The sequence below is a fragment of the Enterobacter sp. Ap-867 genome, assembly GCF_011752855.1.
GTDB lineage: Bacteria > Pseudomonadota > Gammaproteobacteria > Enterobacterales > Enterobacteriaceae > Cedecea.
The window spans coordinates 1-13,569 of the sequence record NZ_VWWS01000003.1 but is presented as its reverse complement, the minus strand read 5'-3'; the positions used below and the strand labels follow the sequence as shown (position 1 = coordinate 13,569).

At 49.8% G+C, this 13,569-nt stretch carries 12 protein-coding genes and 1 pseudogene; 8 read left to right on the top strand and 5 right to left on the bottom strand.

Annotated elements, in window-relative coordinates:
* Positions 1-402 precede the first annotated feature (402 nt).
* Positions 403-2,709: a molybdopterin-dependent oxidoreductase gene (locus tag F3J26_RS10440; protein ID WP_166993662.1), complete on the top strand. Its 2,307-nt coding sequence runs from the start codon at positions 403-405 to the stop codon at positions 2,707-2,709.
* 4 nt (positions 2,710-2,713) lie between these two features.
* Here F3J26_RS10440 and F3J26_RS10435 read toward each other — a convergent pair whose 3' ends face one another.
* Positions 2,714-3,589: a LysR family transcriptional regulator gene (locus F3J26_RS10435; RefSeq protein ID WP_166993660.1), complete on the bottom strand. Its 876-nt coding sequence runs from the start codon at positions 3,587-3,589 to the stop codon at positions 2,714-2,716.
* Positions 3,590-3,732: 143 nt separating this feature from the next.
* Between F3J26_RS10435 and attM the strand changes: the two genes are divergently transcribed.
* The gene (gene attM / locus F3J26_RS10430) at positions 3,733-4,515 is read left to right on the top strand and encodes an AttM family quorum-quenching N-acyl homoserine lactonase (protein WP_166993658.1); all 783 of its coding nucleotides are present in this window, start codon (positions 3,733-3,735) and stop codon (positions 4,513-4,515) included.
* A gap of 1 nt (position 4,516) precedes the next feature.
* Here the strand turns inward: attM and F3J26_RS10425 are convergent, their stop codons facing one another.
* Both F3J26_RS10425 and F3J26_RS10420 read right to left on the bottom strand, forming a co-directional pair.
* Complete coding sequence (locus F3J26_RS10425) at positions 4,517-5,704, bottom strand: sensor histidine kinase (protein WP_166993655.1); 1,188 nt, start codon at positions 5,702-5,704, stop codon at positions 4,517-4,519.
* Positions 5,701-6,399: a response regulator gene (locus F3J26_RS10420; protein WP_166993653.1), complete on the bottom strand. Its 699-nt coding sequence runs from the start codon at positions 6,397-6,399 to the stop codon at positions 5,701-5,703. Before F3J26_RS10420 ends, F3J26_RS10425 begins: the two co-directional genes overlap by 4 nt.
* Before the next feature lie 126 nt (positions 6,400-6,525).
* Here F3J26_RS10420 and F3J26_RS10415 point away from each other — a divergent pair, with 126 nt between their 5' ends.
* From F3J26_RS10415 to F3J26_RS10395, 5 genes are all read left to right on the top strand, one after another.
* Entirely contained in the window at positions 6,526-7,314 is a 789-nt protein-coding gene (locus F3J26_RS10415; RefSeq protein WP_166993651.1) for a MipA/OmpV family protein, read from the top strand.
* A 359-nt stretch (positions 7,315-7,673) separates the two neighbouring features.
* A complete protein-coding gene (locus tag F3J26_RS10410; protein ID WP_166994039.1) occupies positions 7,674-8,012 on the top strand; it encodes a helix-turn-helix domain-containing protein in 339 nt (112 codons plus the stop codon).
* A gap of 787 nt (positions 8,013-8,799) precedes the next feature.
* Positions 8,800-9,303, top strand: a complete 504-nt coding sequence (locus F3J26_RS10405; protein WP_034810064.1) for a GNAT family N-acetyltransferase — start codon at positions 8,800-8,802, stop codon at positions 9,301-9,303.
* Between the two features lie 436 nt (positions 9,304-9,739).
* Positions 9,740-9,838 carry a YoaK family small membrane protein gene (locus F3J26_RS10400; RefSeq protein ID WP_034810062.1) on the top strand — a complete coding sequence of 33 codons (99 nt, stop codon included), beginning with the start codon at positions 9,740-9,742 and terminating at the stop codon, positions 9,836-9,838.
* A 288-nt stretch (positions 9,839-10,126) separates the two neighbouring features.
* A complete protein-coding gene (locus tag F3J26_RS10395; RefSeq protein WP_166993649.1) occupies positions 10,127-11,167 on the top strand; it encodes a YrzE family protein in 1,041 nt (346 codons plus the stop codon).
* Positions 11,168-12,366: 1,199 nt separating this feature from the next.
* Here the strand turns inward: F3J26_RS10395 and F3J26_RS10390 are convergent.
* Positions 12,367-12,906 carry a VOC family protein gene (locus F3J26_RS10390; protein ID WP_166993647.1) on the bottom strand — a complete coding sequence of 180 codons (540 nt, stop codon included), beginning with the start codon at positions 12,904-12,906 and terminating at the stop codon, positions 12,367-12,369.
* A gap of 192 nt (positions 12,907-13,098) precedes the next feature.
* Positions 13,099-13,245 (bottom strand): annotated as a pseudogene (locus F3J26_RS10385) (DUF4113 domain-containing protein); the annotation flags it as partial.
* Between the two features lie 71 nt (positions 13,246-13,316).
* Here F3J26_RS10385 and F3J26_RS10380 point away from each other — a divergent pair.
* On the top strand, positions 13,317-13,569 hold a 253-nt coding region (locus tag F3J26_RS10380; RefSeq protein WP_166993643.1), incomplete at its 3' end, for a transposase.

Here is a 13,569-nt window from a genome sequence, read left to right as displayed (position 1 = left end):
AAAAAAGACCATTAAGCGACAGCATGACAACAAGCATTATCAAGCCAAAATAAAAAATAGATATATCTTATACTTTCACAGCCATGTCATTAAGTCACTTTAGAATGAAGTAAACAAACATGAAAAAAACACATGTAAAACAGACAACAAGAAAATAATTCAACAACACTAAATACATGGGTTAATTATTTTTAGAGAGAAAACAAAACCCCTTAAAATAAAATTAAACGACGATATATTCTTTCCAGTTAATTATAAATCCTGTCGACTTATTTAAATGAAACAGTATTCGCTAAAGTTCGACCAATTTGCCTTATTTTTCATCGCTGGATGAATTTCCTCTTTGCGCCCACCTCCCCGTATGATGCCGCATTAGCCCTATTGAAAACGCATGGTATAAGCATGAAAGCGGAACATCAGCTGGCGGTAATGCACTGGGGAACCTACCAGGTCACCACCGAGGGCGATCGTATCGCCGCCATTTCTCCCGTCTCGTGGGACAAAAACCCCTCCCGCATCGGCCAGTCTCTGGCGGATGCCGTCACCGGGAATACCCGGATTCGTCGCCCGGCAGTTCGCCTCGGCTACCTGCAAAACGGCCCGGCCTCACGCGAAGGCAGAGGGAAAGAGCCTTTTGTCGAGGTGAGCTGGGAGCAGGCGTTGGATTTGCTGGCACGCGATCTCCGCTCGGTGCAGGAGCGATGTGGTAACGAAGCGATTTTTGGCGGCTCTTACGGCTGGGCCAGCGCCGGGCGCTTTCACCATGCCCAAAGCCAGCTGCACCGTTTTCTTAAAGGCTTTGGCGGCTACACCGCCAGTACCAATACCTACAGCAGCGCGGCCGGAGAACGGATCCTGCCGCATATTCTTGGCCCGTTAAGCCCGCTGCATAAACAACACACCCATTTCTCCGTGCTGGCAGAACATTGCGAAATGTTTGTGGCCATCGGCGGGCTACCGCTTAGAAATGCTCAGGTTAACGGCGGCGGCGCAAACGACCACATGCTGAAGCACTGGCTTGAGCGTCTGGCGCAAAATGGCGTGCAGTTCGTGAACATCAGCCCGGTACAAAACGATCTCAGCGCCGTAGAAAGCGCCCGCTGGCTGGCAATTCGCCCAGGCACCGACACCGCACTGCTGCTGGCGCTTTGCCATACATTGATTGCAGAGTCTCTGCACGATGCAGCCTTTATCCATAGCCATACCGTTGGCTTCGAACAGCTGCGCCGCTATCTTTTCGGCGAGCACGACGGCGTGCCTAAAACCGCTGACTGGGCGGCAGATATCACCGGCATTGATGCCGAACAAATCTTAACGCTCGCGCGTACCATGGCGGGCAAGCGCACGATGATCAATATTTCCTGGTCCATTCAGCGTGCTCGCCAGGGAGAACAGGCGTACTGGGCAACCGTGGCGCTGACTTCTCTTCTAGGCCAGATAGGCACGCCTGGTGGAGGTTTGGCTTTCGGCTATGCCTGTACCAATCTTGCAGGTGCTGCGCGCGTGCCTTTTTCCGGGCCTCGCCTTCCCGCAGGAGAGAACAAGATAAAAACGGCTATTCCCGTGGCCCGCCTGTCGGACATGTTGTTACATCCCGGCGGTGAATATGAATTTGATGGCAAGCTCTGCCACTACCCCGATATTCGCCTCGTCTATTGGGCTGGCGGCAACGCTTTCCATCATCATCAGGATCTCAACCGCCTGGTTGAAGCCTGGCGTAGACCGGAAACCATCGTTGCACACGAGCAGTACTGGACGGCGCAGGCGAAGTTTTCCGACATTGTGTTGCCGGTGACGACTTCTCTTGAACGTGACGATATCGGCAGCGGCAGCCATGACGGCTTTATGATTGCTATGCGCCAGCAGATCCCGGCCCTCGCGGAAGCGCAGGATGATTACACCATTTTCTGTGCGCTCGCGAAAAAATTGGGCTTTTACGACGCCTTCAGCGAAGGGCGGACCGCCGCCGACTGGTTGCCGCATCTGTATGAATCGTCACGGGAGAGAGCGCAGGAAGACGGCGTAGAGCTTCCCTCTTTTGACACCTTCTGGGAGAAGGGAAAACTGGAGTTCATGCCGCCCGCTAAGCCACAAGTTTTTCTGGCCGATTTCCGCGCAGATCCGCAACAGTCCCCGCTTTCCACCCCGTCGGGAAAAATTGAGCTTTATTCAGACACCGTGGCCGGTTTCGGCTATCGGGAGTGCCCCGGCTTTCCCTTCTGGGATGAAGAAGAGGCCGCTTATCAGCAACAGCAGGCCAGGCAGTGGCCTTTGCACCTGCTTTCCAGCCAGCCACGCACCCGACTGCACAGCCAGTATGACCACGGCAGCGTCAGCCGGGCCACTAAAATTCAGGGGCGCGAGCCGCTGTGGATGCACCCGGCTGATGCCCGTAAACGCGGGATCCAGGAAGGGGAAGTGGTAAAGGTCTTTAATGGCCGGGGTGCCATTCTGGCTGGCGTTCACATCAGTAACCAGATCCTGCCGGGAGTGGTTCAGATCTCGACCGGAGCCTGGTATGACCCGATGGATCCTTCCACGCCGGGCTCTTTAGATAAACACGGCAATCCGAATGTATTGACCGAGGATCGGGGCTCTTCGCGCCTGGGTCAGGGTTGCAGCGCCCAAAGCTGCCGGGTAGAAATTGAGCTTTGGAAAGAAGTACTCCCGCCGATTACCGCGTTTGATCCCCCCGAGTTTGTGGCCTGAGAGGTTACGCGAGAGCCTCCGCGAGCGTGTCTTTCAGGAATGCGACACACGCACTGACCTCGCGGGAGGCTTTATTTATTGGTGGGTAAAGTAAAAAGGCGCTAAATGGCGGCACAGCGTATTCCGGCAGTAGAGCGACAAGCTGGCCGTTTTCCAGCGCCTGGTGACATACCGGATATTGCAACACGCCGAGCGCGGCACCCGCCCTCAGCATTGTGTTGAGCGGCCGCCAGTGATTGGCGCTGAACACCACGTTCAGCCGGGCGCTGATAATCTGGTTATGTTGTGAAATAAGCGGTAGCCGGTTGTCGTTAAACAGGCCAGATACTCGCCCAAAAGCATGGTGAATCAGGTCGTCGGGGGAAGTTGGCGTACCGTTTCGCACCAAATACTCCGGGGAAGCCACCAGCACCCGCCGCACATTACCCAGCGGATACGCCACAAAATCGCCTTCACCCGGATCACCAAGCCTGAACGAAATATCGACGCCCTCCGTCACCGGATCGACTACGCGATCGTTCAGGACCAGCTCAATATTCAGATCGGGATGGTTTGCTCTCAGCTTCAGCAAGGCGGGCATCAGAATTTCTTCACCCGCGCCGAAGGGTGCTGCGATGCGAATCAGCCCTTTTAGCCCCACCCGCTCATCCACGACCGCCAGCGCAAGATCTGCCGCCGAAATCACGACTTTACTGCGTTCATAGAATAGCGCTCCGCTGTCGGTCATGGACATTCGGCGCGTGTTTCGCCGCAGCAGACGGGTGCCAAGGTGAGCTTCCAGCCGCTCAATCCTCTCACTCACCGCCGGCTGTCCGATGCCGATATCGCGCGCGGCGGCGGACATACTGCCCCGCTCCACCACCCGCACATAAATTCGCATTGCCGCCAGAAGATCCATGAACTGAGTATATTGGTTTTTCCGATAGATGAAAGCAGTAACAGATATCTACTGCGCCAGTGCAATTTACATAAAACTGACGGCTTATGCGTTATCAAATGCTCTTACTAATCAGGAATATCATCATGGCAGAGATCAGACTTTATCTTTTCCAGTCCGGCACTCAACGCTGCAAGTATCACGATATCAGGATGAATCAGGGGGAAGGGAGCCACTATGAAATCCCCGTCCCTTGGTTCCTTCTGACTCACCCGAAAGGCCACGCCATTATTGACGGCGGGCTAGCGGCAGAAGGGTTAGCCGATCCTCGGGCATACTGGGGAGATACGGTCAAACATTATCAGCCGTTAATGACCGAAGAACAGGGATGCGTGGCGCAGCTGCGTGCGCTGGGCATTGAGCCGGAAGAGATTCGCTATGTATTACTTTCTCACCTGCACTCTGACCACACCGGCGCGATTGGGCGCTTCCCAAATGCCTTACATATCGTGCAACGGCAGGAATACAACTATGCCTTTCAGCCGGACTGGTTCACCGCAGGCGCCTATTGCCTCAAGGATTTTGCCCGCCAGAATCTGAACTGGCAGTTGCTGGATGAAGACGGTTTTGATTTGTACGGCGACGGGACGCTGCGCTGCATTTCGACCCCGGGACATTCGCCGGGGCATCAGTCGTTTCTGGTGACGCTCACCAGCGGTAAGGCATTCACGCTGGCGATTGATGCGGCCTATACGCTGGATCATTTTTATGACCGCGCGCTTCCGGGCTTGATGACCTCAGCCAGCGACGCTGCACGCTCGGTGGCAAAATTGAGACACCTGACCGAATGCCATGGGGCAAGGCTGATTCCCGGCCACGATCCCGACGTCTGGCCGCAATTTACGCTGGCACCGGCGTGGTACGAGTAAGTCAGGTTTCATCTTCGCTGAGCGGCACCGGCAGAGTTATCGTCATCAGCAACCCGCCCTCAGCAGGCAGGCTGGCGTGGATATCCCCGTGGTGCGCATGACAGATTTCTCTGGCAATAGAAAGCCCCAGCCCGCTGCCGCCTGAATCTCTTGCCCGCGAACGCTCCCCGCGGGTGAAACGCTCAAAAATATGCGGCAGATAATCCCCGGCGACGCCAGGCCCGGTATCAAGAAACTGGATTTCAATGCCCTGCTTAAGATGGCGAAAGCGAATGGACATGCGATCGCCCTTGCTGCAATAGCGAAGCATGTTCTCAATGATAATGGTGAAGACCTGCCCCAGTCGGGCTTCATCTCCTGAGTAATAGAATTCATCTTCCGCCTCCACCGAGACGGACATCCCGGCCGCTTCCAGCTGGGGTTTTAGCCATGCTACCCGTTCATTCAGGACTTCAGAAAGCGAGAATACGCCGTGCTGGAGCGAGAGTTGCCCCGCGCTCGCCAGGGAAAGGAAGTGCAAATCATCGGTCAGGTGGCTGAGGTTTTTTAGCTGCGTCATCACCATATTCAGCTGTTTTTCATCCGCCGGAAACACATGGTCGATCATGCCCTGCAGCCGCCCCATAGCGGCGGTAAGCGGTGAGCGCAGTTCATGTGCGGCCGCGACGTGCGCGGCCTTAAGCTCGCGTTCGTACAGCGCCAGCTGGCTAATCATTTTATTGAAGTTGCTGGCAAAGCGAGTCACCTCCGCCGGGCATTCATCCACCCGTTTTGCCTGTTGATTGAAATCCCCCTGAGCCACTATCTCCGCGACGTCCGTCAGGCTGCGAAACTGCGCGGCAAGCGGACGCGTGGCGCGTAAACAGCTGACGATCACAAATGGGGTCGCCATGGAAATAAAGATAAACAGCCAGCCCCAGTTGAGAGAGCTGATGGAAGGCGTGCTGTATTCAATTCCCCAGCGGGCATCCACAATTTGATGAAAACGAACAATGTCTAAGTCAGGGTTCGCCCGCAGCGTCAGAAACTCCTGGTAAGCGGCAGGCGACATGTGATGCACAACCCAGTAATACTGAACCGCGTAGATGCTCCACATCGCCAGTACGATGAAAAACAGTACGCTGACGGCCACCACGATGATACGAATCGATATCCACAGCAGGAGCGATTTGCTCTTTTTGTTGTTCATGGTTTGCAGAACCTGTAGCCAATGCCACGCACGTTCAGAATGAGATTATCAACTTCCGCCGCCTCAAGCTTTTTCCTTAAGTTATAGACATGCGTGTCCACCACTCGCTCCAGAGCGTCGCTTTCCGGGAGGCACTCTTCGAGCAAAAACTGGCGGCTGAGCGGCCTCGTCGAGGCACGCATTAGCGTTTTCAAAATAGAAAACTCGGTGAGCGTTAAATCCAGGCGCAGGGGAGGATGTCCCTCATGCAACACCTGCGCCGCCAAATTGGTGACATCAACCTCCAGTGGACCCCAGCGTAAAACATCTTCTGCGGGGAGTTGGCTGGCCTGGCTGCGCCTGAGCACGGCCTGCACCCTGGCCATGACTTCGCCGGGATTGTAGGGCTTAACCACATAATCATCGGCGCCATAGCGTAAAGCGCCGATCTTGTCATAGGGTTCGCCCATGGCGGTGATCATGATGACGGGCGTATTGCCCTTTCGCCTGACGGCCGCAAGAATTTCCGTGCCGTTCATCCCGGGGAGCATGACGTCCAGCAAAATAAGATCGGGCTTCCAGGTAACCACCGTGTTCATGCCCGCCAGGCCATCCCCGGCCACCGAAACGCTATAGCCTTCGCGTTTAAGATAGGCCTCCAACACATTTGCCGCATCAGCGTCGTCTTCAATCACCAGGACCCGTTTATTTTTCATTTAATGTTACCTTGACAGTTTCTTCACAAATCCCTGGTCGTTCATTGATAAGCCCTCAGCATAATCCTTTTACTTACTGAGCTAAGTATGCACAAAAAATATAAACACCTGACGATGAGAATCATTATGTTAACGAAGAAAAGCACAAAATACATAATTGCACCGCTGATAATTTCCAGTATTTCATCATCGTATGCAAGTGAATTTAATTCTGATCAAACCGTGACAACCTTTGGCCTTGGAGCTATATCCTCTCCGCGATACAGCGGAGCTAATGAACAAAACACCAGTGTTATTCCACTGATACACATTCAGATGAGTAATATATTCTTTGATTCCATGAATGGGCTTGGCATTCATCTTCAAAGCGATAATGGTTTATATTTCGAGCCAACATTGGGTTACGATTCAGGCCGCACGGATAAAAATTCAGGCTGGCGAAAAGGCTCGAATAAACTTAAAGGCATGGGGGATATTTCGTCTACGGTCAATTCGGGTATTGCACTTGGCTGGACCGTCGCCCCCTGGCTGGTTTTTGAAGGTAAAACAACGCTGCCGTTAAATGACGGCCAGGGCGTATCTTATTCCACAGCAATAAATTATATCCCGATTATGAACGAAGTTAATACGCTTACATTTCAGGCCAGCGCATTATTTGGTGATGCCCGTTATATGAATACCTGGTACGGCGTCAACGAACAGCAGCACAACCGATCAGGTTTCTCGCGCTACAGCAGCGCCGGTGGGTTTTACGGCACGGATACCAGCCTGACGCTGACCCATCAGTTCAGCGAACACTGGGGAGGCTTGTTTAGCCTGAGCTATGCCTGGCTTGATAAGAAAGCCTCCAACAGCCCCATCGTCATGAGAAAAGACGGTACGACCGGTATGCTTGCCATCAATTATACGTTCTGATTTCTTTTGCCATTGTGTATTCATTACAACAACAGGCCGAAGCATCGTTATGAAGATCGCGCTTATTGTGATTTTCACCTTCGTGGCATTTCTCTCCTCCACGGGAGTTCATGATTTTAAAGCATGCCTGTACGAAAAGGGTGATTTTAACGTCTGTAATAATACAGACGTTAAAAGCATACATTCAAAACACCCTCCGAAACCACCCTTATATAAAAACAACGTCAGGCGTTGCCATTCAGATAAAACAAAAAACATCGATCGTTATATTTTATCCTGCCATCTTAGAAATTTCATTAAATCGCTACTGCAGCGTTCAACGCGTAACTAAGCATTTACTAACACTGAGAGATATCAGCATGAAGATTTCCGCCAAAGTCATAGAAACCATCACCGGCTGGATAGATAATAATATTCATCGTCGATTACGAATAGAGGATGTTGCTCGCTATTCTGGCTACTCTAAATGGCACTTCCAGAGAATTTTTTTATATTATAAAGGCGAAAGTATTGGCCGATACATCAGAATCAGAAAATTACAGCTGGCGGCACAGGATCTCAAAAATACCCAGGAACGAATCGTCGATATTTCGGTGAAGTACGGCTTTGACTCACAGCAGAGCTTTAACCGGCTGTTTACCCGCAGCTTTAAGATGTCGCCAGGAACTTACAGGAAGGCTAAAGGTGTACGAAGGTGATGTACAAAGCCTGCACTTGCAGCGCGTTGCTACAGCGCCAAAGCAAAAGGGGCTGCCTTTCGGCAACCCCTTCGAATGTTGGCGGAAGCGCAGAGATTCGAACTCTGGAACCCTTTCGGGTCGCCGGTTTTCAAGACCGCACTATAATTACAGTAAATCAATAAGTTAACTTGTAGGTATGGTATAAACAGAAAAGATAGCAATGCTATAAATCAACAAGTTACCGACTTATCAACACTTAATATACCAACACTTTACTGCCATCCGTCATCGGGGGTCGGGGGTCGGGGGTCGCAGGTTCAGACTCTCATGCAGACCAAATAATCACTGAAAACCAGATCCTTACCACTGACTTTGTGTGACTTGATATACCTAATTCATATTCGTGGCCCAGGACGATACTAATGACGCAGCACTACATACAAAAATCATCATAAGATGATGTTTTTATTAACCATTACTGACAACCAGCTTTTGGTTTTACGCCCAAATCATCATGCACAAACTTGCCGAAATCGCTATCGTTATTTCTAGTTTTGGGGAGAACATTTAGCCATTAATCCTATTTTTTACCTCAGTGTATTCAACATCCTATTGCTAGTGGAAAACCTCAATGGTAACTCTTTTGATACCGCTGAGGTCCGCTATGATCCAGGAGCAGACTTCGGCGTCAGCAGGATTACTTTAAGTTGGCAAAGCTATATGTTACATTTTTTCATAGTGGATAGATGGTTAAGTCGGTAGAGTAGTACAGAGTTTGCTTTATTAGTAAGAGTGAGACAGTAGATTGAAAACAAAACCATTAAAAATCCTTAAATCAATTTATAGGCCCATGCGTTGCGACGAGTTTGACCTCTGGGCAGACCTATCTTCAAATGACTATGTTGAAGACCTGATGACAAATCATCGGTACAGCCGTAAAAAAGCTCAAGTAGAGGCGTCGAAATCGTTTAAAACAGCTTTGCCTGCGGGTATGCTTACTCCAAATAACCACTTTAGAACTTATGAACATGACAGTCAGGCTGTGGGATATCTGTGGTTCAGCCTGGAAGATAACTCAGCTTTTTTATCAGATATAATGCTTATTCCAGAATTTCAGGGGAAGGGAATGGGCAGGGATTTTATCCGTGCGTTCCTGAATGAGTTGGCTAGTCAGGGTGCGTTTGAGGTGGAGCTAAGAGTATCACCGGACAACCAAAGGGCTTTAAATTTATATAAAGAGTTTGGTTTTAGGATAACTGGTTTTGATATGAGTCTTTTGCTGGAGCCCGAGTTATCAGTAATCCGTTAATCATAATGTTCGGGAACAATGTTTTACTTCTGATTGCCTGCTCACATCGCCTGTTGGATTCAGGCAAAATGGCTATTAATACCGATTGCCTTACTGTGAATTTTTCTGCCGACTGATCATGGGTTGGTGCTAAAACGTTTGATGAAACACATATTGCCAAACCTCGCCTCCCACTTAATTTGACAATCCTTAAACGGCTATGGGACAAATTGTATACATCTATGCTAATGCCTGCAGAAAGCGCACATGGGTGAACAGGCGATGAACATCCTCATCCGTGGCGTGACAGCCGTCTATATGGCAGTAGCGCCTCACACTGATTAAATCGCCAGGTTATTCCCTCTCCCATTTATCTATACAATTTCAAAGCATAATAGACTGACGAGAAACCAGAATAGCGCCAGTAGCCATAACAACTAACAGGAAGTCACAGCCCATGAAAATAGGATATCTGTTCCCAGTTGCCATCATCGTTTCTGCTGTATTGCTACTGGCATGGTTTATCATCGGTGGTTATGCAATGCCGGTGCAGTGATACGCGCCCGCATGCAAGGCGTTAGAGTAAATAGAGGCCGCAGAAATGCGGCTTTTGTTAGCGAAGGGAAGAGACTCCAGTTCAATCAGTCAGTAATCCGATATGTAAGCGTCTCACATGCACTGTCTTGCGCTTAGTACTAACCGTCCGTGCCCCAAATCCCCTAACTCTGGCAGAGTGGCTGATGCCTGTTTCTGCTAATCGATCTCAGTGCTCCATTTATTTACTAAGATTAATCTAGGCGTGGATTAACCACGCCTTTTCATTAGCGGTTAAATGGAGATTACAATGGAATTTGTAAAAGAAGCGGATCTGAACAGGCGTGTCTCATGGGGTAGTATCATCGCTGGCGTGGTAACAGTAATCGCAGTGTCCCTGCTTCTGGCTACGCTTGGGTCCAGCCTGGGTTTTTCAATGCTTTCACCTAAGTCTGATGATGTAGTCAATGGTGCTGGCAAGACTGTTCTAATCTGGTCGGTTATCTCGATAGTGCTGAGTCTGGCCTGTGGCGGTTTTGTGGCTGGCAGACTGGCGGGTAAGGATGGAACCATCCATGGATTTCTTTCATGGGCGACGTCCCTGCTCGTGGCCTCAGTGCTGGGCTTCGCCGCCGCTGGCGGCATTCTGAACATGACCGGAAACGCCATTGGCGCAGCAGCTTCTGCCACAGGCACTGCAGTGAGTGGACTAGGTAGTGCTGCAGGAAAAGTATCGGGCGTAACAGCAGATATTGCCCAGAACCTCGCTGACAGGCTCGGATTGAACACTCAGCTCACAGCCCCAGATGCCGATCGACAGGTACTTGATGCACTACGCAAGACCAATATTAAAGAACTTCAGCCGGAGTTTCTGCAATCCCAGCTTCAGGCAGCTGGAAGTGACATTGCTGGTTCTGTCAAAGATTTGGCCGTCAACCCGGGCAACAGTGACGCCATTATTAATACCTTAAGCGATAAACTGAAATCACGGGCCGAAGCAGTCAGCAAAGGTATCGACAGGAATGAAGTGAAAAAAGCACTGGCAGACAATACCAGCCTGTCACCAGAAGAAGCAGACAAGGCCGTTGATAACTTCATTCATGCTCGTGACAAAACCGTTCAGGAGGCAAGCGAACGTATGGCCCAGCTCCAGAGTAATCTGAACGATGCGAAGGCTCAGTACGCTGAATTAAAAAAACAGGCAAAAGAGAAAGCTGATGAAGCCGCCAGCGTGGCTGCAAAAATTGCACTATGGTCATTTTTCGCTCTTCTGGTGGGGGCCATTGTCAGTGCGCTGGGTGGTTTGTGGGGAGTCAATACTCACCCTGCATACCGTAAAATCAAATCCTGAATGAAACCGTAGGGCTTGACAATCAGACTGGCATCATGGCGCCCTTTTCTGATGTGTAGCTCACTTCCATTCATCATAAATAAAAAGGCCTGCGGATAAAACTCAGGCCTCTTGTCTGCTGAAAACTGCGACTGTCCCGGACGCGTCGCGTACTTCTCAACAGGTCAGAAAAGTCAGCAACTGACAACACGTGGCCGTTCGTTGCCTGGATTATAGTGTTTAACCTGGCCCCGCTTCCGATGGGATTCATCGCATAAGAAAAATGCAGCAGAAGAGCTCATGTCATTTTTTCGGCGATTTCACGGTAAGTCAGGGCGCCATTAAATCGCAGGCTCAGCGCTGTGGAAATCCAAGGTTTTCTGTTGTAATACGCATTGTTGTCCAGGGTAGCATCCATATTCGCGAAAGTGTCCATGATAGTTAACGAGGACAAAACTAAAAGACGGTCTGGAGGAGAGGCTTACATCCGATATCAGATACAGCTAAAGTATCCTGCAAGTGTTTTAAAAAACATAAGCAACCCGGCTTCAAAGGCAGATTTTTGTTAGAAAAAATCAAGTCATTAACTTGCAACACCCCTACTGTCGGCTAGGATTACTCTGAGGTTAAGGCATTCTCTGTTAGTTGCATTGCCACCTTTATGCTCCTTACCGCCCACCTCTGTGGGCTTTTTTTTACCTATCCTATCAATATGTACTCAGCATCAAGGTAGATAAGCTTCTCTGATAGAACCCTACAATCCCTGCGATACTCTGCAAGTTTTTTGGCAATGCTTTTACTTGTCACTCTTTCACTAGCAGCTGATAAGTCCATCACCGCCCTGCCCATAGAAAGCATCATCAACTTTGCTCGTTCTTCGCTTAGATCCAATTTTGACATCTCCATAATCACTTCATAACTAAACCACCGTATCACAGAGACGGTTTTTTGTTTCCTTCTTCGTCCGTCGACACAATAGACACGCTACCTGTCTACAATCGTTTTCCATTAAAAATTATTGGGGAGATGTGGGGAATTACTGCTGTCAGATAGCAACATTATTTATACCGGATCAGGTTTAATCTGATGCCACTTCACCCCTGAGCTAAACCTAATCTGACAGTCCGGTCCGTGCCAAAAGCAGACGTTCCTGATATTGAAATGTCCACTGCGGGGAACTCCATCAAACTGCGTACGTAGATTAAACCGCAACATAACATCTATCGCTCAGGTATCCATGTGTCTGCTTCACTATCTTCAGGATAATAATAACCATTAGGTATTGATTGCAGTTCTATCAGGCTGCCCCAAGGTGCCTTGAAGTATACGCTGGCATTTCCATCGGTATCTTCATGACGCGAATTTCCATGAATTTCTGAAAGGAACTGACCTCCCGCTGCCCTTACCCTTTCCACCGCGTAATCTATATCGTCCACATAAAGAGAAATGTGGTTCCACCCAAAGTCCTGTAACCTAACCGGTTGCGCCTGTTCTCTGCTTACTATCTCAAAAAGCTCCAGATTTGGACCATTACCAATTCTTAGCAGCCGCTGTTTAATAATCATTGAACCTTCTGTCAGGCCCAACTGCCTTTCGGTATCCCCCCCTTCTCGTGGAGAATCGCTATCGGTTAGACCGTCGTATACAAACTTAGCATCCAATGCATTTTGCAAAAATTCGGTTGCCTGTTGCAGGTTTGGAACCGTAAGACCCACATGATTTATACCCCTGCTAATGGTGCGTCTTTCTTTAAATGTCATATGTATCCTCTGGTTAAATTTTGAATAAACCAAACAAAGTTTAGTACAATTTTAATTGAAGGAAGGTTATGTCTGATGTTGTGTAATTTTCTGTCACTATAAAAGTATTCCCGTAGCTCATTCAAAATTGCCTGTAGATTTGAAGATATTCTGCTTACGAAACCTATCCGTTCAAGGCTGAGCAAGTATACTTTATTTAACCTGCGGTAAATCTCCATACCTCGTTGTGTAGTGCGGCGAAAGCATATCCCTTTTCATCTTCCATGCCTGCTGGCCCTCCTGCCCAGCAAAGTACAATGTCCCTCTTCCGTCCTTCGCATTAAGGTGGTCCAGCACCTTTGACCTGCTCCCCGTTGATTAATACACACCGATGTTAGTAATGTCTTCATAAGCCACATGAGGACATCCCCATGAAGAAGCGTTTTTCCGACGAACAGATCATCAGTATCCTCCGCGAGGCTGAAGCCGGGGTTTCTGCCCGTGAGCTCTGCCGTAAGCACGCCATTTCCGACGCCACCTTTTACACCTGGCGTAAGAAGTATGGCGGTATGGAGGTGCCCGAGGTTAAGCGCCTGAAGTCGCTTGAGGAAGAGAACGCCAGGCTCAAGAAGCTGCTTGCCGAAGCCATGCTGGATAAGGAGGCGCTTCAGGTGGCTCTGGGGC

Coding starts and splice junctions, on each gene's coding strand:
- F3J26_RS10390 (WP_166993647.1), bottom strand. CDS start 12,906: ATGACATTTAAAGAAAGACGCACCATTAGCAGGGGTATAAATCATGTG.
- F3J26_RS10420 (WP_166993653.1), bottom strand. CDS start 6,399: ATGAAAAATAAACGGGTCCTGGTGATTGAAGACGACGCTGATGCGGCA.
- F3J26_RS10410 (WP_166994039.1), top strand. CDS start 7,674: ATGAAGATTTCCGCCAAAGTCATAGAAACCATCACCGGCTGGATAGAT.
- F3J26_RS10400 (WP_034810062.1), top strand. CDS start 9,740: ATGAAAATAGGATATCTGTTCCCAGTTGCCATCATCGTTTCTGCTGTA.
- F3J26_RS10440 (WP_166993662.1), top strand. CDS start 403: ATGAAAGCGGAACATCAGCTGGCGGTAATGCACTGGGGAACCTACCAG.
- F3J26_RS10395 (WP_166993649.1), top strand. CDS start 10,127: ATGGAATTTGTAAAAGAAGCGGATCTGAACAGGCGTGTCTCATGGGGT.
- F3J26_RS10425 (WP_166993655.1), bottom strand. CDS start 5,704: ATGAACAACAAAAAGAGCAAATCGCTCCTGCTGTGGATATCGATTCGT.
- F3J26_RS10415 (WP_166993651.1), top strand. CDS start 6,526: ATGTTAACGAAGAAAAGCACAAAATACATAATTGCACCGCTGATAATT.
- attM (WP_166993658.1), top strand. CDS start 3,733: ATGGCAGAGATCAGACTTTATCTTTTCCAGTCCGGCACTCAACGCTGC.
- F3J26_RS10435 (WP_166993660.1), bottom strand. CDS start 3,589: ATGCGAATTTATGTGCGGGTGGTGGAGCGGGGCAGTATGTCCGCCGCC.